This is a genomic window from Novosphingobium sp. PASSN1, assembly GCF_002278815.1.
Window position 1 is genome coordinate 193,928 of record NZ_NKIS01000008.1, and the last position, 22,573, is coordinate 216,500.

The 22,573-nt window shown below is 65.0% G+C and carries 15 protein-coding genes; 8 read left to right on the forward strand and 7 right to left on the reverse strand.

Annotated elements, in window-relative coordinates; translation table 11 throughout:
- The gene (locus CFE35_RS14795; RefSeq protein ID WP_292931595.1) at positions 1-1,161 is read right to left on the reverse strand and encodes an acyl-CoA dehydrogenase family protein; all 1,161 of its coding nucleotides are present in this window, start codon (positions 1,159-1,161) and stop codon (positions 1-3) included.
- Positions 1,162-1,347: 186 nt separating this feature from the next.
- Between CFE35_RS14795 and CFE35_RS14800 the strand changes: the two genes are divergently transcribed.
- From CFE35_RS14800 to CFE35_RS14830, 7 genes are all read left to right on the forward strand, one after another.
- Positions 1,348-2,202, forward strand: a complete 855-nt coding sequence (locus CFE35_RS14800) for an SDR family oxidoreductase (RefSeq protein WP_292931596.1) — start codon at positions 1,348-1,350, stop codon at positions 2,200-2,202.
- 92 nt (positions 2,203-2,294) lie between these two features.
- Positions 2,295-3,584: an acyl-CoA dehydrogenase family protein gene (locus tag CFE35_RS14805; protein ID WP_292931598.1), complete on the forward strand. Its 1,290-nt coding sequence runs from the start codon at positions 2,295-2,297 to the stop codon at positions 3,582-3,584.
- A 68-nt stretch (positions 3,585-3,652) separates the two neighbouring features.
- Positions 3,653-4,744, forward strand: a complete 1,092-nt coding sequence (locus CFE35_RS14810; RefSeq protein ID WP_292931600.1) for a Zn-dependent alcohol dehydrogenase — start codon at positions 3,653-3,655, stop codon at positions 4,742-4,744.
- Between the two features lie 11 nt (positions 4,745-4,755).
- The gene (locus tag CFE35_RS14815; protein WP_292931601.1) at positions 4,756-5,829 is read left to right on the forward strand and encodes a phosphotransferase family protein; all 1,074 of its coding nucleotides are present in this window, start codon (positions 4,756-4,758) and stop codon (positions 5,827-5,829) included.
- 356 nt (positions 5,830-6,185) lie between these two features.
- A complete protein-coding gene (locus CFE35_RS14820; RefSeq protein WP_292931603.1) occupies positions 6,186-9,419 on the forward strand; it encodes a calcium-binding protein in 3,234 nt (1,077 codons plus the stop codon).
- Between the two features lie 125 nt (positions 9,420-9,544).
- Entirely contained in the window at positions 9,545-10,840 is a 1,296-nt protein-coding gene (locus CFE35_RS14825; protein WP_292931605.1) for an MFS transporter, read from the forward strand.
- Positions 10,841-10,888: 48 nt separating this feature from the next.
- Entirely contained in the window at positions 10,889-11,692 is an 804-nt protein-coding gene (locus CFE35_RS14830) for a rhodanese-related sulfurtransferase (protein WP_292931607.1), read from the forward strand.
- Between the two features lie 84 nt (positions 11,693-11,776).
- On the opposite strand, the gene clpB is transcribed toward CFE35_RS14830, so the two are convergent.
- Positions 11,777-14,356: an ATP-dependent chaperone ClpB gene (gene clpB / locus CFE35_RS14835; protein ID WP_292931609.1), complete on the reverse strand. Its 2,580-nt coding sequence runs from the start codon at positions 14,354-14,356 to the stop codon at positions 11,777-11,779.
- Between the two features lie 420 nt (positions 14,357-14,776).
- On the opposite strand from clpB, the gene CFE35_RS14840 reads away from it, so the two are divergent.
- Positions 14,777-17,596: a pitrilysin family protein gene (locus CFE35_RS14840; RefSeq protein ID WP_292931611.1), complete on the forward strand. Its 2,820-nt coding sequence runs from the start codon at positions 14,777-14,779 to the stop codon at positions 17,594-17,596.
- A 16-nt stretch (positions 17,597-17,612) separates the two neighbouring features.
- Here CFE35_RS14840 and CFE35_RS14845 read toward each other — a convergent pair whose 3' ends face one another.
- From CFE35_RS14845 to gatC, 5 genes are all read right to left on the reverse strand, one after another.
- On the reverse strand, positions 17,613-18,563 hold the full coding sequence (locus tag CFE35_RS14845) for a hypothetical protein (protein ID WP_292931613.1): 951 nt from the start codon (positions 18,561-18,563) through the stop codon (positions 17,613-17,615).
- Positions 18,560-19,150: a hypothetical protein gene (locus tag CFE35_RS14850; RefSeq protein WP_292931614.1), complete on the reverse strand. Its 591-nt coding sequence runs from the start codon at positions 19,148-19,150 to the stop codon at positions 18,560-18,562. Before CFE35_RS14850 ends, CFE35_RS14845 begins: the two co-directional genes overlap by 4 nt.
- A gap of 138 nt (positions 19,151-19,288) precedes the next feature.
- On the reverse strand, positions 19,289-20,782 hold the full coding sequence (gatB, locus tag CFE35_RS14855; protein WP_292931616.1) for an Asp-tRNA(Asn)/Glu-tRNA(Gln) amidotransferase subunit GatB: 1,494 nt from the start codon (positions 20,780-20,782) through the stop codon (positions 19,289-19,291).
- A 1-nt stretch (position 20,783) separates the two neighbouring features.
- The gene (gene gatA / locus CFE35_RS14860; RefSeq protein ID WP_292931618.1) at positions 20,784-22,268 is read right to left on the reverse strand and encodes an Asp-tRNA(Asn)/Glu-tRNA(Gln) amidotransferase subunit GatA; all 1,485 of its coding nucleotides are present in this window, start codon (positions 22,266-22,268) and stop codon (positions 20,784-20,786) included.
- Positions 22,268-22,570 carry an Asp-tRNA(Asn)/Glu-tRNA(Gln) amidotransferase subunit GatC gene (gene gatC, locus CFE35_RS14865; protein WP_292931620.1) on the reverse strand — a complete coding sequence of 101 codons (303 nt, stop codon included), beginning with the start codon at positions 22,568-22,570 and terminating at the stop codon, positions 22,268-22,270. The genes gatA and gatC overlap by 1 nt, the downstream gene beginning before the upstream one ends.
- Positions 22,571-22,573 lie beyond the last annotated feature (3 nt).

Genomic DNA, 22,573 nt, shown 5'->3' on the forward strand with positions numbered 1-22,573 from the left:
TCAGGCCCCCGGCAGTTCGAGAATGCGCTTGGCGACGACGTTGAGCATGACTTCGCTCGTGCCGCCCTCGATCGAATTGGCCTTGGTCCGCAGCCACGAACGCGAAGGCGCACCGCCGCGCGTCTCCTCGCTCTCCCACTCCAGCGCCGTGCTGCCGCCCGCCGCCATCAGCAGCTCGTGCCGCCGCTTGTTGAGCTCGGTGCCCGCATATTTCATCATGTTCGGCTTGGCGGGATGCGCCTTGCCCACCTTGATCTCATCAAGGAATTTCTCCCCGCAGGCCGCGAAGGCCAGCGCGTCGATATCGAACTGGGCAAGCTCCGCGCGCAGCATCGGATCATCCAGACCATTGCGCGTCAGCACTTTGCCGATCGTGCTCGTCTGCTCGCCGCCGCCAGCGCCCGAAATCATCTCGCGCTCATGGCCCAGCAGATACTTCGCCACGTCCCAGCCCCGGTTGAGCTGGCCCACGATCTGGCTCTTGGGCACTTTCACATTGTCGAAGAACGTCTCGCAAAACGGCGATGATCCGCTGATCAGCTTGATCGGCTTCGTCGTCACGCCCGGCGTCGTCATGTCGAACAGCAGGAACGAGATGCCCTGATAGGTGTTCGCCTTGTCGGTGCGCACAAGGCAGAAAATCCAGTCGGCCTTGTCGGCGTAGCTGGTCCAGATTTTCTGGCCATTGACCACCCAGTGATCGCCCATATCCTCGCCGTAGGTCTGCAAGCTCACGAGGTCCGAGCCCGAGCCCGGCTCGGAATAGCCCTGGCACCAGCGGATTTCGCCGCGCGCCACCTGCCCGAGATAATGGACTTTCTGCTCTTCGGTGCCGAACTTGAGCAGCGCAGGCCCGAGCATCCAGATGCCGAAGCTCGAAAGCGGCGGCCGCGCACCGGCGCGCGCCATTTCCTCGCGCCAAATCTTGGCCTCAGCCGGGTTCATCCCTGCGCCGCCATAGGCCACCGGCCAGTCCGGCACGGTATAGCCCTTGGCCGCGCAGACCTCCATCCACTGCTTCTGCGCCGCGTTCTTGAACACGAAATTGCGCCCGCCCCAGCACATGTCGCCTTCGTCCTGCACAGGGCGGCGCATCTCTTCCGGGCAGTTCGCCTCGATCCAGCTGCGGATTTCCGCGCGGAATGCCTCAAGCTCTGACATGGCTTTTGCTCCTCTCTTAATCGAGAGGTTAAGGCGACTCGCAGCGCGCTGGCAAGCGCCGATTTTGCCAAGGTTTTCCGCCACTCGCGCGGGCCCCGGATGCCGTAGCGTAAAGCCGATCGGCATTGACGAAGAGCCGCTTGGGCCTAAGCTCGCGCCAAAATCAGAACAGATGGAGAGGTTCCCATGCGATTCCACAACAAGACCGTCGTCGTCACCGGCGCGGCATCCGGCATCGGCCGCGCCACCGCGCTGCTGTTCGCGGCAGAGGGTGCGAAAGTCTATGCCGCCGATATCGATGAAGCGGGCCTCGCGCAGACCGCCGCCGAATCCAACGGCGAGGTCCACACCGTGCGCTGCGACGTGTGCAACACCGAGGACATCAAGGCCCTGATGGACCGCGCCGCCGCCGAAACCGGCGGGATCGACGCCGTGTTCAACAACGCGGGTGCGGGCGGCGACATGGCCAAGATCGACGAGATCGAGCCCGATGGCTGGGACCGCACGATGCACCTGCTGCTGCGCTCGGTCGCCTTCGGCATCCGCTATGCCGTGCCGCACATGATCGGCCGCAAGGGCGCGGCCATCGTCAACACATCCTCCGTCGCCGCCGTCGGCCCCGGCTATTCGCCCAATGCCTATGCCGTCGCCAAGGCTGGCGTGCTCCACCTCACCAAGACCAGCGCCGCCGATCTTGCGCGCCACCAGATCCGCGTGAACGCCGTCCAGCCCGGCTTCATCAACACCAACATCTTCACCACTTCGCTCGATGTGCCCGCCGAACTCGAAGCGCAGGCCAAGGGTGCCATCGCGATGATGAGCCAGGCCGCCCAGCCCGTCGCGCGCGGCGGCCAGCCGAACGATATTGGCGAGGCGGTGCTGTATCTGTGCAGCGAAGCCGCCAGCTTCGTGAACGGCACCTCGATCATCGTCGATGGCGGCCTCACCATCGGCCCGCGCCATTCGTGGGATCCCGAAGTGCCCGACCTGTTCGAAGCGCTGCGCCAGATGAAGGCAGCGGCAGAAGCAAAGGCATCCTGAACTTTCTGCGCTTGATCTGGCGCAAGGTTTAACCGACAGATTAAATCAAGAGACAAAAACGGTGCCGCACACCGCACCGCAGGAGAGCAAGCATGGATTTCGAACCCAACGAACGGCAGGTCTACTGGCGCAACCGCGTCCGCGATTTCATCGAGACCAACGTCCGTCCGCGCCACAAGGACTACAAGGCCGAGCAGGCCAGCGGCGGTCGCTGGAAGGTGCTGCAGGTGGTCGAAGAGGAAAAGGCCCGCGCCAAGGCTGCGGGCATCTGGAACTTGTTCATGCCCCCGCGCAACGGCGGCCACCACCATGTTGACGAGACGTTCGAGTTCGAAGGCCCCGGCCTCACCAACCTCGAATATGCCATGTGCGCCGAGGAAATGGGCCGCATCTCGTGGGCCAGCGAAGTGTTCAATTGCTCCGCGCCCGATACCGGCAACATGGAAGTGTTCCACCGCTATGGCACCGCCGAGCAGAAGGAACGCTGGCTGCGCCCGCTGATGAACGGTGAAATCCGCTCCGCCTTCCTGATGACCGAGCCGCTCGTCGCTTCGTCCGACGCGACCAACATCGAAACCTCAATGGTGCGCGATGGCGATGATTACGTCATCAATGGCCGCAAGTGGTGGTCCTCGGGCCTCGGCGATCCGCGCTGCAAGATCGCCATCGTGATGGGCAAGACCGATACTTCGGCCAAGCGCCATGCCCAGCAGTCGCAGGTGCTCGTCCCGATGGACGCGCCGGGCGTCAACATCCTGCGCCACCTGCCCGTCTTCGGTTACGATGATGCGCCGCACGGCCACATGGAAGTGCTGCTCGAAAACGTCCGCGTCCCCGCCAGCAACGTCGTGCTCGGCGAAGGGCGCGGGTTCGAAATCGCACAGGGTCGCCTCGGGCCGGGCCGTATCCACCACTGCATGCGGACCATCGGCGTTGCGGAAGAAGCGCTCTCGAAGATGGCCCGCCGCCTCCAGTCGCGCGTCGCCTTCGGCAAGCGGATTTCCGAACAGTCCGTGTGGGAAGAGCGCATCGCGCGTGCCCGCATCGATATCGAGATGACCCGCCTGCTCTGCCTCAAAGCCGCAGACATGATGGACAAGGTCGGCAACAAGGCCGCTGCGCTCGAAATCGCGATGATCAAGGTGCAGGCCCCCAACATGGCGCTGCGCATCATCGATGATGCGATCCAGGCCCACGGCGGCGGCGGCGTTTCGGAAGACTACGGCCTCGCCGAAGCCTACGCCCACCAGCGCACGCTGCGCCTCGCGGACGGTCCGGACGAAGTCCACGCCCGCGCCGTCGCCCGCATCGAATATGCGCGCCACACCGATCTGCCGAGCGACCCGGGCTTCACCTCGGGCGACATGGCGATCTCGCGCTAAAGCACTCGTGACACCCCCGCGCCGCCTCACCGGGCTGCGCGGGGGCTTTATTCCACCGGAGATTTCCCATGAAAGCCGCCATCCTCGAAGCTGCAGGCACCCCGCTCGTCATCGACCAGCTCACCGTGTCGAAGCCCGGCCCGCACGAAGTCCTGATCCGCACCGCCGCTTGCGGCCTGTGCCATTCGGACCTGCACTTCATGGAAGGCACCTACCCGCACCCGATGCCCTGCGTCGGCGGGCATGAAGCGGCTGGCATTGTCGAGGAAGTCGGCAGCGAAGTGCGCACGGTGAAGAAGGGCGATGCCGTCGTCACCTGCCTCTCCGCGTTCTGCGGCCACTGCGAATTCTGCGTCACGGGGCGCATGTCGCTCTGCCTCGGCGGCGATACCCGCCGCCGCCCCGGCGAGCCTGCGCGCCTCACCCGCTCCAGCGATGGCAGCGTGGTCAACCAGATGCTCAATCTCTCGGCCTTTGCCGAAATGATGCTGATCCACGAACACGCCTGCGTGGCGATCAATCCCGAAATGCCGCTCGACCGCGCCGCCGTCATCGGCTGCGCCGTCACCACCGGCGCGGGCACGATCTTCAACGCCTGCAAGGTCACGCCGGGTGAAACCGTCGCCGTGATCGGCTGCGGCGGCGTCGGCCTCGCCACCATCAATGCCGCCAAGATTGCCGGCGCAGGCCGCATCATCGCTGCCGATCCCATGCCCGAAAAGCGCGAACTGGCGATCAAGCTCGGCGCAACCGACGTGATCGATGCGCTCGATCCCGATGCCGCCAAGCAGATCCAGGAAATGACCAAGGGCGGCGTCCATCACGCCATCGAAGCCGTTGGCCGTCCCGCCTCGGGCGATCTCGCGGTCGCCTCGCTGCGCCGCGGCGGCACTGCCACGATCCTCGGCATGATGCCGCTGAACCACAAGGTCGGCCTCTCGGCGGTCGATCTGCTCTCGGGCAAGAAGCTGCAAGGCGCGATCATGGGCGGCAACCACTTCCCGGTCGATCTCCCGCGCCTTGTCGATTTCTACATGCGCGGCCTGCTCGATCTCGACAGCATCATCGCCGAGCGCATCCCGCTGGAAGGCATCAACGAAGGCTTCGAAAAGATGAAGGGTGGCCACGCCGCCCGCTCGGTCATCGTCTTCGACCAGTAAGGCCGGCAACCATGACCGAAGCAATCGACGCTCAGGCTGCCTTCACCGGCACCGTCATCCCCGAAGGCGCGGACAAGCTCGACGACGCGAAGCTCACCGCATGGTTCGAGGCCAATGTCGCGGGCTTTCAGGGCCCCCTCAGCGTCTCGAAGTTCAAGGGCGGCCAATCGAACCCCACCTACCGGATCGACGCGCCTTCCGGCCCCTATGTGCTGCGCCGCAAGCCGCTGGGCAAGCTGCTCCCCAGCGCACATGCGGTGGACCGCGAGTTCAAGGTCCAGTCCGCGCTCGCCGGAACCGGCTTCCCGGTCGCCCCGCAATATGGCCTGTGCACCGATGATGGCGTTGCGGGCGCGATGTTCTACTTGATGGGCTGCGTCGATGGCCGCACGATCTGGGATGGCGCCATGCCCGGCGCGACGCCTGAAGACCGCCGCGCCACCTACTTCGCGATGGTCGATACCCTCGCCCAGCTTCACAGCGTCGACGTCGATGCTGTCGGCCTTTCCGAATTCGGCAAGCCCGGCAACTACTTCGGCCGCCAGGTCGATCGCTGGACCAAGCAGTACCGCCTTTCGGAAACCGAACGCATGGAGCCGATGGAGCGCCTGATCGAATGGCTCCCGCGCACCCTGCCCGAACAGACCCGCACCAGCGTGGTCCACGGCGATTACCGCATCGACAACATGATCTTCGCCCACGGTGCGCCGAGGCCGCTCGCCGTGCTCGATTGGGAACTCTCGACTCTTGGCGATCCCCTCGCCGATTTCACGTACTTCGCGATGGCGTGGTCCACCGACAACGGCGGGCGCTCGGGCGTACAGGATCTCGACCGCAAGGCGCTCGGCATCCCTGAACTCGATGAAGTGGTCGCGCGCTACTGCGAGAAGACGAACCGCGACGGCATCGTCGGCATGGACTGGTACCTCGCCTACAACTACTTCCGCCTTGCGGGCATCATCCAGGGCATCAAGAAGCGCTACCTCGATGGCACCGCCAGCAGCGCCCACGCGGCCGCGATGTCCGACCGTGTCGGTCCGCTGGCGGACACCGCATGGCACTATGCGGTGAAGGCCGGGGCCTGATCCTCCCGGAGCCGCGCCCCGCTCCCGCTGCAGCCAATACCCTGATGCCCTGACCGCATGGCCGGGCGCTTCGTGGCGCGACCATGCTCTTGGCGCAAGGCGCAATACTTACCGATTTCTGATGCGCCAAGAAGGGTGACCAAGCGCGGTCCTAGCGCAACTTAGCCAGCCAATATCCGCGCAGCGCCCGGATTCACAAAACAAACATTTGTTTTAAAAACAAATTTTTTCCACCGAAAGCCCCAATGCGCAAATATATTGCCACAGTTTGACCACAATCAATGTGGACCTTTCTCGATGAGATCAAAATCAATGCCTAGAAAAAATCTAGGAAAAATCTCTAGAGGAGGCGTTAAATGCCCATTTCCGGCACGACAGACGGCGGTAATAACGCAGTAACCGTCACCCCAGCAGGTTTTTATTCCGTCAATGGTCAAGAAGGAACCGATCAGCTTACTGTTGATTATTCCAGCCTCTCGACCAGCCTCGATTTTCGCTATGCCGGCAATGGCTGGTACACACTGACGGACGATTTTCTCTCCGGCACCACTTTCATCAACATCGAGAATTTCACGCTCAAGGGCGGCTCGGGCGATGATCTCCTGAACGGCGGAGACAACGCCGATACGCTATCGGGCGGCCTCGGTGCCGATACCCTGACCAGCGGCCTCGGAGCCGATACGATCATCGGCGGCGGCGGCCTCGATCGCTGGGTCGCGGCCTACGGCTCGCTGCTCAGCGATGTCACGGTCCAACTGCTCGCTTCGGGCACCGCCACGGTCGCCGCCACGGGAGCCACCGTGAGCGGCATCGAAGCGCTCACCATCACCACCGGCATCGCCAACGACGTGATCGACACGCGCGCCGTCACCGGCAACGACAGCGTTGCCACCGGCGATGGCAACGACACCTTCAAATCCAACGGCGGCTTCGACAGCTTCGATGCCGGTGGCGGCTCGGACGACCGGATGATCATCGACTATTCCGACGCGGTCACTGCCGTCTCGCAGAGCTATCAGGGCAATGGCTGGTACCAGTTGGCCGACAAGGCCCGCACCCAGTCCGTGAACTATATCAACGTCGATACGTTCGATCTCACTGGCGGCAGCGCGGGCGACAGTCTCGCGGGCGGCGCGGGCAATGATCGGCTCGTCGGCAATTCCGGCAACGACTGGCTCAATGGCGGTGCGGGCGCTGATACCATCAGCGGCGGCGCAGGAAACGATACCTGGCAGGTCGATTACAGCGCGCGCACCGGCACCACGGTCAATCTCGTCACGCAGACCACCAACACCGGTGCCGTTATTTCCGGCATCGAGGCGATCCACTACACGGGCGGCATCGGTGCCGATGCCGTCACCGCCGGCACCGGCGTGTTCAACGATACCATCGCCACCGGTGACGGGACCGACGTGATCACCAGCGGCCGCGGCATCGATGTCGTCGATGGCGGCGGCGGAACCGGTAACGACAAGCTGGTCATGGACTGGAGTTCGATCGCCGATCCGCTTCAGGGCATCTCCAACGCCTATATCGGCAACGGATGGAACCGCTTTTCCTCACGCAGCGGCGATCAGCTCGATTACATCAATATCGAACAGTTCGATCTCCGCGGCGGGGCCGGCGCGGATACGTTGGTGGGCGGCGCGCTCAAGGATACGCTCAGCGGCAATGGCGGCGACGACACGCTCGACAGCGGCACCGGCGATGCGGTGATCAACGGCGGCGCGGGCAACGACCGCTGGGCGGCCGACCTCTCCGCCGAAGCCAAGCCAGTGCTGTTCAACGCGGCAGCCAGCCAGACCACGGCCCAGGCCACCGATTCGGGTAGCAGCGTACTCGGCATCGAAGCCGTCTCGCTGCAGACCGGCGGCGGGAACGACGTGATCGATACAAAGGGCTTTGCCCTGAACGACACGATCAACACCGGCGGCGGTCGCGATACGATCAGGTCCGGGCTCGGGGTCGATACCGTCGATGGTGGAATCGGGACCGACACTCTCGTCCTCGACTATGCCGCGCTCTCCTCGCCGATCACCAGCGTCTACATCGGCAATGGCTGGAACCAGTATGGCTCCGCCGATGGCACGACTCACGTCAACTACATCAACATCGACAAGTTCGATGTCACCGGCGGCTCGGGCAGCGACAGCCTCTTCGGCGGTAGCGGGGGAGACCGGCTGATCGGCGGCGCGGGCGACGACCGGCTCGATAGCGCTGCAGGTGATGCGGTGATCGATGGCGGCACAGGCAACGACCGTTGGGCGGCGGATCTCTCGGCGGAAACCACCGCCATCGTGTTCAACGCCGCCGCCAGCCAGACCACCGCGCAAGCCACCGCCTCGGGCAGCAGCGTCACCCGGATCGAAGCCCTCACGATCAGCACGGGCGTCGGCGCGGACAAAATCAACATGGCGGGCTATGCCCTGGACGATACGATCAACGCCGGATCCGGCAATGACACGATCAATCCCGGCCTCGGCCGCGATGTGGTCGATGGCCAGGGCGATACTGACACCCTCGTCCTCAACTACAGCTCCCTCGCCTCCGATGTCGGCACGTCCTACATCGGCAACGGCTGGAACCAGTACGGGACGGCCGACGGCACCACCCGCGTCAACTACATCAACATCGAGAAGTTCACGATCACCGGCGGCGCGGGCAACGACAGCCTCGTTGGCGGCGGCGAAGCCGACGTGCTGTCCGGCGGGCTTGGCAACGATGTCCTCAATGGCGTTTCCGGCAACGACACGATCGCTGGCGGGGATGGCAACGACACTTGGGCGGCCGACTATTCGGCTTCGACTGCCGCAATGGCGATCACCGTTTCGAACACCGGGGCAGGCTCGCTCACCAGCACTGACGGGGTGCTCACGAAGATCAGCGGGATCGAGAATATCACGCTGACGACCGGCAACAACAGCGACCGAGTGCTCGCCACCAGCAGCCTCGGCAACGATCACATCGCCACCCTTGGCGGAGACGACGTGATCGATGTCGGCCGGGGCACCACCGAATGGGTCGATGGCGGGGCCGGATCGGATACCCTCGCGATCGACGCACTCTCCGCCGATACGGGCATCCACATGTTCTATGCCGGAAACGGCTGGACCGAGGCGGTGTCCGCCACCGGCGCCTACAAGGCCGACTTCGCCGGGATCGAACACCTGACCTTCGAGGGCAGCAACTTCAACGACCGGCTCTACGGCTTCGACAGCAGCGACACCCTCTCGGGCCGGGCAGGCAACGACATTCTCCAAGGTGTTGCTGGCAACGACACGCTGACCGGCGGTGCAGGCCGGGACGTGTTCCTGTTCGAGAATGCTGGCGCAGACGGGCGCGACCGGATCACCGATGCCAATGCGGCGGATCATGATATCATCCGCCTCTCCGGGATCACCCTTGGCGCGATCAGCAACGGCAGCGGTGCCGGCGCGCTCGCGGGCGAAGTCCAGGTTAGTTCGTCGCTGGGCGTGACAACGATCCACGTCGGGCTCGACGGCACCGCCGGGGCAGACTTTGCGGTGGAGCTTACCGGCACCTTCACCGCAGCCAGCTTCACCGTCTCCGGCGGTGATCTGATCCTCTGAGGCAGCAGCCAGTGCGGATGGAGCCGCCCATCCGCACTGGCTCAGCCACCCCCATCCCTCTGGCGTTTCACGGCAAGCCACCCTATGCCAAGCGCAGCGGGCACAAGCCCCGCGAAGGGACGAGGATGGAAGAACCGGTCGGGCACTTGCCCAAACCCCAGTCGCTGCGCCTCGTCCTCGCGGTCCTGCTCGTCGTCTACGTTTTCAATTTCCTCGATCGCCAGATCGTCAACATCCTTGCCGAACCGATCCGCCGCGATCTCGGCCTGTCCGATACCCAGATCGGCCTGATGACCGGCATCGCGTTTGCCGCGTTCTACACCTGCCTCGGCATCCCCATCGCGCGCTATGCCGATCACCCCTCCACCAGCCGCGTCGGGCTGATTGCCGGCGCGCTCGTCATCTGGTCGGGCATGACCGCGCTGTGCGGACAAGCACAGACTTTTGTGCAGTTGCTGCTGGCCCGCATCGGGGTCGGCGTGGGCGAGGCGGGATGCTCGCCCGCCGCCCATTCGCTGATCGCCGATCTCGCCTCGCCCGAAAAGCGCGCCTCGGCGATGGCTATCTATGCGCTGGGTATCCCCATCGGCACGCTGCTGGGCATGCTGATCGGCGGGCTGCTCGCCGATAGCTACGGCTGGCGCATGGCGTTCGTCGTGGTCGGCCTGCCCGGCATCCTGCTGGCGGGCGCGGTCCTGCTGCTGATCCGCGATCCGCGCCGCGCCAAGGCCCTGCGCGCCGGGGCCGCAGCCCAGCCGCCGCGCACCCTCTCCAACCGCGAGGCGCTGGCGGAAATTTTTGGCTCGCGCGCATACGTGCTGCTCGTTGCGGCGGGATCGGCGGCGGCTTTTCTCAGCTATGGCAAGGCGACCTGGACGACGATCTTCTTCCAGCGCACCCACGGCCTCACCGCAGGCGAAACTGGCTTCTGGTTCGGCATCTGGGGCGGGATTGCAGCCATTATCGGAACCTATGCCGGGGGCTGGCTGGCCGACCGTTTCGGCCAGGTAAACCGCCGCCACGTGATGACCGCCCCGGCTGTCGGCTTTGCGCTGGCCGTGCCGCTCTCCATCGCCGCCTATTTCATGACCGACTGGCGCTGGGCGCTCGCGCTGCTGATGGCCCCCACGATGCTCAATTCGCTCTACTACGGCCCGTGCTTCTCCAGCGCGCAAGGTCTGGTCAAGCCCGAAGCCCGCGCCATGGCCAGCGCCGTCCTGCTGTTCAGCCAGAACCTCATCGGCCTCGGCCTCGGCCCGCTGTTTTTCGGCATGCTGTCAGACTGGATCAAGCCCATGGCAGGCGACGAAAGCGTGCGCTGGGTGCTTTATGGAGCCGCGCTGATCGGCTTCGTCCCGGCGTTCTTCTTCTGGCGCACCTCTCTGCGGCTGAATGAGGAACTCGACCGCAAGGGGGGATAGCGCCGCGCACCTCTTTGCGCGGCACGGCTGATCGGCTAGCGCCCCGGCATGGCCAGCCCCATCACCGTCGCCGCGCTCTACCGGTTCGCCCGGTTCGATAATCCACCAGCCCTGCGCGCGCCGCTGCTTGCGCTGGGCGAAGCGCATGCCATCAAGGGCACGCTCCTTATTGCGCGCGAAGGCGTGAACGGCACCATTGCCGGCAGCGCAGAGGGCATCGCCGCCGTCATCGCCCACATCCGCGCCTTGCCCGGCTGCGCAGATCTCGACGTAAAGTACTCAACCGCCGCCGAAATGCCCTTCGGCCGCCTCAAGGTACGGCTGAAGCGCGAGATCGTCACGATGGGGCAGCCTGAAATTGACCCACTGGCGAGCGTCGGCACTTACGTCGCTCCGCACGACTGGAACGCGCTCATCAGCGATCCCGATACTATCGTGATCGACACCCGCAACGACTACGAGGTCGCCATCGGCACGTTCGCGAACGCGATCAATCCCGAGACCCGCTCCTTCCGAGAGTTTCCGGAATGGTTCCGCCGCGAACGCGAACGCCTCCTCGGGCAGGGCAAACAACCCAAAGTCGCCATGTTCTGCACGGGCGGCATCCGCTGCGAAAAATCGACCGCCTTCCTCAAGGCCGAGGGCGTGGAAGAGGTCTACCACCTCAAGGGCGGCATCCTGCGCTATCTGGAGGACGTGCCGCCCGAACACAGCCTCTGGCAAGGCGAATGCTTCGTGTTCGACGAACGCGTCGCCCTCGGCCACGGCCTGGCGACAGGCGAGTACACCCTCTGCCAAGCCTGCGGCAGCGCGGTGCCCAAGGGCGAACGCTGCCCCTGCACCTCAAGCTGACCTGCCCCTCCCCCGTTCGGGGGAGGCTGGGTGGGGGTGCGCTGCGCCAGCCGCAGAAGCCGCACCCCTCCCCCAACGCTGAGGTCACTCCACCGTGAACGTCAGCGCCCCATCCCCCTCGTCGATCCGCACCGCCGCGCCATCGGGAATCTCCCCCGCCAGCAGCCGCTCGGCCAGCGGATCCTGCACATAGCGCTGCACCGCGCGCTTCAGCGGCCTTGCGCCGTAGACCGGATCATAGCCCACCCGGCCCAGCCAGCGCTTCGCTGCCTCGGTCAGGTCGATCACGATCTTGCGGTCCTTCAGCAGCTGCTGCACCCGCGCCACCTGCAGATCGACGATCGGTGCCATATGCTCGTGGCCAAGGCGGTGAAACAGGATGATCTCGTCCAGCCGGTTCAAAAACTCCGGCCGGAAGTGCGCCCGCACCACATCCATCACCTGCGGCTCGACAACCGAGACGTCCTGCCCTTCCTCGAGGTTCGCCAGATACTGGCTGCCAAGGTTCGAGGTCAGCACGATCAGCGTGTTGGTGAAGTCCACCACGCGGCCCTGCCCGTCCGTCAGGCGGCCATCGTCGAGCACTTGCAGCAGCACGTTGAACACGTCCTGATGCGCCTTCTCCACTTCGTCGAACAGCACGACCTGATAGGGCCGCCGCCGCACCGCCTCGGTCAGCACGCCGCCTTCGTCATAGCCGACATAGCCCGGAGGCGCGCCGATCAGGCGGCTCACGGAATGCTTCTCCATGAACTCGGACATATCGATGCGCACCATCGCGTTGTCGTCGTCGAACAGGAAGCCCGCGAGCGCCTTGGTCAGTTCGGTCTTGCCCACGCCCGTGGGGCCAAGGAACAGGAACGAGCCCAAAGGCCGGTTCGGGTCCTGCAGCCCAGCGCGCGCGCGGCGCACCGCCTTGGAAACCGCGACCACCGCATCGCGCTGCCCGATCACCCGCTTGCCGATGATCTCTTCCATCTTGAGCAGCTTCTCGCGCTCGCCCTGCAGCATCCGCTCGACCGGCACGCCGGTCCAGCGGCTGACCACACCGGCGATGTCGTCTGCGGTCACTTCCTCGCGCAGCAGTGCGTTCTCGGCCATGCCCTGCGCTTCGGCGAGCTGCTTCTCCAGCTCGGGAATCCGGCCATAGGCGAGCTCTCCCGCCTTGCCGAGATCGCCCTGCCGCTGCGCTTGCTCCAGCTCGATCCGCGCGCCGTCGAGCGCTTCCTTGATCTTGCCCTCGGCCGCGATCTTGTCGCGCTCGTTCTGCCAGCGCGTCGTCAGCTCGGCAGATTGCTGCTCCAGATTGGCCAGCTCCTCGCGCAGCGCCGCCAGCCGGTCCTTCGAAGCCGTATCGCTTTCCTTGGCGAGCGCCATTTCCTCGATCTTCAGCTGGATGATCCGCCGGTCGAGGTTCTCGATTTCCTCGGGCTTGCTCTCCACTTCCATGCGCAGACGGCTGGCTGCCTCGTCCATCAAATCGATGGCCTTGTCCGGCAGGAAGCGGTCCGCGATGTAGCGGTTGGACAGCGTCGCCGCCGCCACGATGGCACCGTCGGTGATCCGCACGCCGTGGTGCAGTTCATACTTCTCCTTGAGCCCGCGCAGGATCGAGATGGTGTCCTCCACCGTCGGCTCGCCCACGAACACCGGCTGGAACCGCCGCTGCAACGCGGGGTCCTTCTCGACGTACTTCTGGTACTCATCCAGCGTCGTCGCGCCGATGCAGTGCAGTTCGCCGCGCGCCAGCGCCGGCTTCAGCAGGTTGCCCGCATCCATCGCGCCTTCGCTTTTGCCCGCGCCGATCAGCGTGTGCATCTCGTCGATGAACAGGATGATCTCGCCTTCGGCACCCTTCACTTCGTCGAGCACAGCCTTGAGCCGCTCCTCGAACTCGCCGCGATACTTCGCGCCCGCGATCAGGCTGCCCATGTCGAGCGACATCAGGCGACGGTCCTTGAGGCTGTCGGGCACGTCACCATTGGCGATGCGCAGCGCAAGGCCTTCCGCAATCGCGGTCTTGCCCACGCCGGGTTCGCCGATCAGCGCCGGGTTGTTCTTGGTCCGCCGCGCCAGAATCTGGATCGTGCGCCGGATTTCCTCGTCGCGCCCGATCACGGGATCGAGCTTGCCCTCGCGCGCTGCCTCGGTCAGATCGCGGGCATACTTCTTCATCGCGTCATAGGAGTTCTCCGCCCCCGCGCTGTCTGCGTTGCGCCCGCCGCGCAAGGCCGCAATCGCCGCTTCCAGCGCCTGCGCGGTCACATTCGCGGTCTTCAGCGCCTGCCCTGCCGTGGTCGTGGTCGCCAGCGTCAGCGCCACGAGCATCCGCTCCACGGTCACATAGGCATCGCCGCTCTTCGCCGCGATCTGCTCGGCAGAATCGAGCACGCGCACGGCATCGTTATCGAGGCCAGGCGTCTGCTGCGCCCCGCCGCCTGAAACGGCAGCGATCTTTGCCAGCGCCTTGTCCACTTCGGCCAGCGCCACGGAAGCCGTGCCGCCCGCGCGCTGGATCAGCCCGGATGCCATGCCCTCGCTGTCCTCCAGCAAGGCCTTAAGCACGTGTTCGGGGCCAATCCGCTGATGGCTCATGCGAATGGCAACAGTCTGCGCCGCCTGCAAAAAGCCCTTGGCGCGGTCGGTGAATTTTTCGAGGTTCATGGTGCAAACGTCCTCCTGATGCCCCGAAGGTAGTGTGTCATTTCGGCCACACAAGGACATGGATCAAAAATCCCCGCGCAGACTTGCATCCGGAGCCCTTCCCTGCACCTGCAGTGTCCTACTCCAGCCATTCCCGCTATACTTGGCGGCATGATCGCAGGCACCGGTTCCCCGCACCAGCCCTTGATCGAGCCAGTCGATCAAAAAAACGCCACTCATCGAGTTCAATTATTCCTCAGGACAGTGTCAACTGTGTCAACCCCAGGGCCGCAAGCCTCGCCCCTCGGGGCAAGCGGCCCGCGAATCGATTTTGCTTCTGTTCAGCCGCGCCATGCTCTGAAACAACCCGATCAACCTTCTCCGCGCGGCCGCCACCCGGCGGGCCGCCCCAGCCGCAGGATCACCATGCCCCGTTCGTTGATGGCCACGCTTCTCGCGCTTCCTGTCCTTCTCGCCGCCGTGCCCGCGCTCGCGGCCGATCCGGCCGCCCCGCAGATCACCGCCGCGCCGGTCGCCGATCTCGTGAATGCGGTGAACATCCCTTACGAACGCTTCACCCTGCCAAACGGCCTCACCGTGCTGGTTCACACCGATCGCAAGGCGCCGGTTGTCGCGGTCTCGGTGTGGTACAAAGTCGGCTCGAAGAACGAACCGCGCGGCAAGACCGGCTTTGCCCACTTGTTCGAACACCTCATGTTCAATGGCTCGGAAAACGCGCCCAACGATTATTTCGGCCCGATGAAGGAAATCGGGGTGACCGACATCAACGGCACCACCTGGTTCGACCGGACCAACTACTACGAAACCGTGCCGACCGCTGCGCTGGACCGCGCGCTGATGATGGAAAGCGACCGAATGGGTCATCTCCTCGGCGCGGTCACGCAGGAGAAGCTCGATAACCAGCGCAGCGTCGTCCAGAACGAGAAGCGCCAAGGGGACAACGATCCCTTCGGCCTGATCGAATACGAGCAGTACGAAACGCTCTACCCCGCCGGGCACCCCTATCACCACAGCACCATCGGCTCGATGGCCGACCTCGACAGCGCCAGCCTCGCGGATGTGAAGGGCTGGTTTCGCGATCACTATGGCCCCAACAACGCCGTGCTGGTGCTCGCAGGCGATATCGATACGGCCACCGCCCGCGCGAAAGTCGAAAAGTGGTTCGGCGCGATCCCGGCCGGCCCCGCCGTCCAGCCGGTCAGCGCCCCGGTGCCGACTTTGCCTGCCCCTGTTGTCCGCACTGTGCAGGACCGTATCGCCACCCCGCGCGTGTATCGCATATGGGCGATACCCGGGCTTGATAATCCGGACAACCTCCCGCTCAATGTCGGCGGCTTGATCCTCGGCGGCCTTGCCAGTTCGCGGCTCGATGATGCGCTGGTGCGCGGCGCGCAAGTCGCGGTGGCGGCCTCGGCCAATGCCAGCGTGTTCGCGCAGGCGGGCCAGTTCGTCATGCAGGCCGATGTGAAGCCCGGCACCGATCCGGCTGCGGTCGGCGCCGCGCTCGATGCCCAGCTCGCGCGCCTGATAAAGGATGGCCCCACCGCCGACGAGCTTGCCCGCGCCGCCACGGTCTACGCCGCCAGCGAAATCCGCTCGCTCGAATCGAGCGGCGGCAAGGCCTCCACGCTCGCCGAAGGGCTGCTCTATTCCGGCGATCCCGCGCAGTACCGCAAGGATCTCGAAGCCGCCGCCAGGCTCACGCCCGCCATGGTCCGCGATGCGCTGGCGCGCTGGCTCACGCGTCCGGTCTTCGCGCTCACCGTGATGCCCGGCAATCGCACCGCAGGCGGCGAGGAACGCGGCGGCGATGCGGCCCTTCCCCCGGTATCTGCGACGCCAGAAGCCGCCGTACCTGTCGCCGCAGCATCAGACGCTGATCGCAGCACGCTGCCGCCTGCGGGCGATGTTCCCGCGCTCGATTTTCCCGCCATCGAACGCACAACCCTCAAAAACGGCATCAAGGTCGTCTTCGCCCGGCGCAGCGCGGTGCCGGTGGTCTCGGTGCGGATTGCCTTCGATGCGGGCTATGCCGCCGATCCCATGGGCGCGCGCGGCACCACCGCGCTGCTGCTCAAGCTGATGAACGAGGGCACCACCACTCTCGATTCCTCCGCGCTCGCCCGCACCGAAGAAACGCTGGGCGCTTCGATCCGGGGCATCGGTCTGCCCGATTCGACCGCGTTCGAACTGAGCGCGCTCAAGGCAAACCTCGCACCCTCGCTCGATCTGCTGGCGGATTATGTGCGCCATCCCGCGCTGGCCCCGGCCGAACTTGAACGCGTGCGCACCCAGCAGCTTGCCGCGATCAAGGCCGAACGCAACGATCCCTATTCGCTCGCCAGCCGCGTGCTCTATCCCGCAGTCTATGGCCCCGCGCATCCTTATGGCTATGCCCCCAGCGGCACGGGTGAGGCAGACGTCGTCAGCAAGCTGACCCGCGCCGATCTTGCCGCCTTCCACGCCCGCTGGCTGCGGCCCGACCGCGCGGCGATCTACGTCGTGGGCGATACCACGCTGGCCGATGTCGTCCCGCTGCTCGAAAAGAGCTTCGGCAATTGGCCGAGCAACCGCATGGCCCCGCCGGTCAAGGATTTCTCCGCCGCGATCCCCACCCCCACCCCCCGGGTCGTCCTGATCGACCGGCCCGGCTCGCCGCAATCGATGATCCTGGGCGGCGCGGTGATCCCGGTGAAGGGCACGGACGACACCGTCACCCTGCGCACCGCCAACGATGTGCTCGGCGGCGATTTCCTCAGCCGCATGAACACCAACCTGCGTGAAACCAAGGGCTGGTCCTACGGCGTCTCCAGCGTAATCAACGACCGCGCCGACCGCCTGCTGTTCATGCTCTACGCCCCGGTGCAGACCGACAAGACCGGCCCCTCGATCAGCGAACTCACCGGCGAGCTGACCCGCTACCTCGGCCCCAAGGGCTCAACGCCCGAAGAAACCACCCTCGCCACCCAAGGCAGCGCGCGCGAACTGCCCGGCATGTTCGAAACCTCGCGCGCGGTCCTCGATGGCGTCGCCAAGATCGAAACCTACAAGCGGCCGGACACCTGGTACGAAACACTCGCCGCCCGCTACAAGGCGATGACGCCCGCCGATCTCGATGCGGCGGCACGCAGCACCATCGATCCCAAGCGCATCGTCTGGGTCGTGGTTGGCGATGCCGCCAAGGTGAAGCCGCAGCTTGGCGGGCTTGGCCTGCCGGTGGAGGTGGTGAAGGGGGAGTAAGGGCTCCCCCGATCCCTCACTTCTTGATCTTGGCCCGGCTGATCAGGGTCGGACTTTCGATTTCCTGTCCGGTGCGCAGGTCCACAATCGTATCACGGTGATAGCCCAGCACGCCGGGCACCGGCAGCAGCCGCGAAATCATGATGCCGAAGAGATTGTTCAGCTTGCCGTTTGCGTGGAACTCGGCCTGCACCGAGGGCCAGTCCTTGAGGCTGGCCGGAAGGCCGAACTTGATCTCGGGGCGTTCGACGGGAGGTAGCGGCTTCTTGCCTGCGGCAATCCGTTTATCATTGGCCTGCTGGATGACTTGGCGGTGGATTTCATCGGGTTCGGGCGCGGCGAGCAGCCAGTTGCCCAAATCCGTCACCGCTCCGGCCTTCACGTCGAAACGAACCGTACCCATGCACGTGCAGACACCGCCAGCAGGAACGCCTGCGCCCCCGAGGACCGGACCGTACCAGATGTAGGTCCCGGGCTTGACCGCTTGCATGTAGCTGACCGTCTCTCCCTTGGCATAGACAAACTGGGGCCCGAAGCCGACCTGATCGCGCAAATCGATCGGATCGAACTGGAAGGTCTCAAGCGCCGGTTCGACTGGCGCATCAGGGCTCTTCATCTTGTGCTCTTTGAGCTGCGCCGCATTTGCCTGCCACAGCGCAAGCTCGGATCGATAGGATTTGAGCGCCTTGCCGAATGCCTTCTCGCGGTCCTTCTCCCACTCCGCTCTCGTCGCCTCATCCGGCACGCGCAGAAACATGCCGAACTGGCGGGCTACCCCGCTGATGAAGATATAGCCCTTGGCGGGGTCAAGTTTGGTCTTGCCCGAGACGACGTCCTTTTCCTCGACGGCGCGCGGCTCGATTTTCGCTGCTGCCGCGAGCAAGCCTTGCGCGTGGAGCGCCGTGCCGGAAGCGGTGGCCGCGAGGATGATGGCGAGGGCTGTCAGCCTGACATGATTGAAAGTCACAGCCCAAGCTCCTTGGTCGTCGGTGCAGGTCCGGAGGCGACCAGCGCCTGCCGCGCCAGCGCATCATTGCGCCGGTCTTCCTTCTTGCGGCCCATGCCTTCTTCGAAGTTGAACTCGGTCCACAAATCGCGCGCGAGGCCGTAGCGCTTGTATTCCTTGAAGCCCATGCAGTTCCGCAGGTTCACCCGGCGCTGTTCACGCCGCGCCGCAGACCCGAAAATGGCATCGGCGATCGCGCTGCCAATCGCGCTACCAATGGCGGCGGGAAGCACCCCATACTGTGCAACTGCTCCGGCCGTGGCCGCATTCCCGCCAAGATAGATGCTGCTGCCGCTCGCCAGCGCGTCGCACTCGTGGATATCGGCATAGGCTTCAGCGAACGTCGTGTTGGCGCGATGGAAATAGAAGTACTTGTCGAAGTCCGCCTCGATCTCCGGCGTGGCCGTGAAATCGAGCTTTGGCATCGCCAGCCCCTCGGGCGAGGGGATCAGCGCACCAGACTCGGCAGGTGCTGGCGCTGCAGCAGCCGTGGCGGCGCCGGGGTCAACTTGCGCAAGGCACGGAGCACCAAAACTGGCGACAGCCAACATAGCCGTCAGAGCATATCGACGCAGCACAATCCCCCCACACACATTTGCAGAGAAGGTTTGCAGCACATCACGCAGCGTAACGAAAGACCAATTACCGCCAGATTGAGCCTAGCAGGCCGGGTCCGAACGCTGGCCTCAGGCCAGCTTCGCCTTCAGCACCTCGTTGACGAGACCCGGATTGCCCTTGCCCTGCATGGCCTTCATCGTCTGGCCGACGAAGAAGCCAAACAGCGCTTCCTTGCCGCCCTTGTACTGCGCCACCTTGTCGGCATTCGCTGCCAGAACGGCATCGACAGCGGCTTCGATCGCGCCGGTGTCAGACGTCTGGGTCAGGCCTTCGCGCTCGACGATCACGCCCGGTGCGTCACCGGTTTCGAGCATCAGTTCGAGCACCTGCTTGGCCGTGCTGCCCGAAATCGTGCCCTTGCCGACAAGCGCCAGCAGCTCGCCGCCCGCATCGGGGCTGACGGGGCTTTCAAGCAGGCTCTTGCCCACCTTGCCCAGCGCGCCGAACAGTTCGGAGGTCAGCCAGTTGGCCGCCTGCTTGGCCACTTCGCCTTCCGGCTTGGCCTGCTTCGCGGCGCTTGCCGCCAGCAGCGCCTCGAACCAGCGCGAGGTTTCCACTTCGGCGGTCAGCACGCCCGCGTTGTAGGGCGAGAGGCCGAGCGCGGTTTCATAGCGGTGGCGCTTGGCGTCCGGCAGTTCGGGCAAGCTCGCGCGGCATTCCTCGACGAAGGCGTCGTCGAGTTCGATAGGCAGCAGATCGGGATCGGGGAAGTAGCGGTAATCGTGCGCATCTTCCTTGCTGCGCATCGAGCGGGTCTCGTTGCGGTCCGGATCATAGAGCCGGGTCTCCTGCACAACCTTGCCGCCATCCTCGATCAGCGCGACCTGGCGCTTGGCTTCCTGCTCGACCACGGCCATCACGAAGCGCACCGAATTGACGTTCTTCGTCTCGGTCCGCGTGCCAAACGGCTCGCCCGGCTTGCGGACGGACACGTTCACGTCCGCGCGCATCGAGCCCTGATCCATGTTGCCATCGCAAGAGCCGACATAGCGCAGGATCGTGCGCAGCTTCGCGAGATAAGCCCCTGCTTCTACGGGCGAACGCATGTCAGGGCGGCTGACGATTTCCATCAGCGCCACGCCCGAACGGTTCAAATCGACATAGGACATCGTCGGGTGCTGATCGTGCATCAGCTTACCCGCATCCTGCTCGACATGGATGCGCTCGATCCCGATGGTCTTGGTGCTCTCGGGGTTCTTGTCGTCGAGCTGCACCTCAAGGCTGCCCTCACCCACGATGGGATGGTAGAGCTGGCTGATCTGGTAGCCCTGCGGCAAGTCCGCGTAGAAGTAGTTCTTGCGGTCAAATCGCGACCACTTGTTGATCTGCGCATTGATCGCAAGGCCGGTGCGCACCGCCTGCCGGATGCATTCGCGGTTGGGCACGGGCAGCATACCGGGCATGGCTGCGTCAACGAGGCTGACCTGCGTGTTGGGCTCCGCGCCGAACGCGGTGGCCGCGCCGGAAAACAGCTTCGACTGCGTGCTGATCTGCGCATGGACTTCGAGGCCGACAACGACCTCCCATTCCCCGGTTGCGCCCTGAATACGATAGTCGCTCATCTTACCACCACTTGGCCGGACGCGCGGTGAACCCCGCGCGGGCTTCGATTGCCAGACCCGCATCGAGCACGCCCTGTTCATCGAACGGACGGCCGATCAGCTGGAGCCCCAGCGGCAAGCCTTGCCGGTCGAGGCCCGCAGGCACCGACATCGCAGGCAGGCCGGCCAGCGAGGCGGGCACCGCGAACACGTCGTTGAGGTACATTGCCAGCGGATCGCTAACCATCTCGCCAAGGCCGAAGGCGGCGGTCGGCGCGGTGGGGGCGAGGATCACATCGACCGTCTGGAAAGCATCCATGAAGTCGCGGCTGATCAGGGTGCGCACCTTCTGCGCCTGCGTGTAGTAGGCGTCGTAGAAGCCTGCCGAGAGCACGTAAGTCCCGATCAGGATGCGGCGGCGCACTTCCGCGCCGAACCCGGCGGCGCGGGTGGCGGCATACATGTCCTGCAGGCCTGCGCCCTGCGGCAGGTCGCGCAGGCCATAGCGCACGCCGTCATAGCGCGCGAGGTTGGACGAGGCTTCGGCAGGCGCGATGATGTAATACGCAGGCAGCGCGTACTTGGTGTGCGCGAGGTTGATATCAACGATCTCGGCACCCGCGTCCTTCAGCCAGGCGATGCCTTCGTCCCACACGCGGGCAACGTCGGCGTCCATCCCGTCCATGCGGTATTCGCGCGGGATGCCGACCTTCTTGCCGCGTAGGTCGGCGTTCAAGTTCGCAGCCCACTCCGGCACCGGCATATCGAGGCTGGTCGAATCCTTGGGATCGAAGCCCGCCATCGCTTCCAGCATGATCGCGCAGTCGCGCACATCGCGCGCCATCGGGCCGGCCTGATCGAGGCTGGAGGCGAACGCAACGATGCCCCAGCGCGAGCAGCGGCCATACGTCGGCTTGATGCCCGAAATACCGGTGAAGGCGGCGGGCTGGCGGATCGAGCCGCCGGTGTCAGTGCCGGTCGCGGCAGGCGCGATGCGGGCGGAAACCGCAGCCGATGAACCGCCCGAGGAGCCGCCGGGGGCCATTTCCGCGGTGCTGCCTTCGCGGCGCCACGGCGAGATCACATTGCCGAATGCGCTCGTCTCGTTCGAGGAGCCCATCGCGAACTGATCGAGATTGAGCTTGCCCAGCATGCCCGCGCCCGCATCCCACAGCTTCTGCGAAACGGTGGATTCGTAAGGGGGCACGAAGTTGCCAAGGATGTTCGAGGCGGCAGTGGTCTTGGTGCCGGTCGTCGCGAACAAGTCCTTCATGCCGATCGGCACGCCGGCCATCTTGCCCAGCGCCTTGCCCGCCGCGCGGTCCGCATCGACGGCGGCGGCCGCTTCGAGCGCCTTCTCGGGCGTCAGCGTGATGAAGGCGTTGAGCGCAGGCTGCGCTTCCGCGACGGCTGTGTTGAATGCACCCGCCACTTCCACAGCGGTAAAATTGCCCTTCGCCACGCCCTCGCGGATCGCGGCGACGCCGAGGTCGGTCAAATTGGTCATTACTCGATCACCTTGGGCACGCCGAAGAAGCCATGTTCACCGGCAGGCGCATTGGAGAGAACCTTGCCCTGCACATTGCCGCCGGTGAGCGGATCAGCGCCGATCACATCATCGCGCAGGCGCTGCTGGTTGGGGATCACCGCCGTCATCGGCGCGATGCCTTCCACGTTCACTTCGCCGAGCTGTTCGACCCACGCGAGAATGCCGTTGAGTTCGGGCACCATCGCCGCGATCTCATCATCGGTCACCTTGATGCGGGCCAGCGAGGCGATTTTGGCCACCGTGGCTGTGTCTACGGACATGGC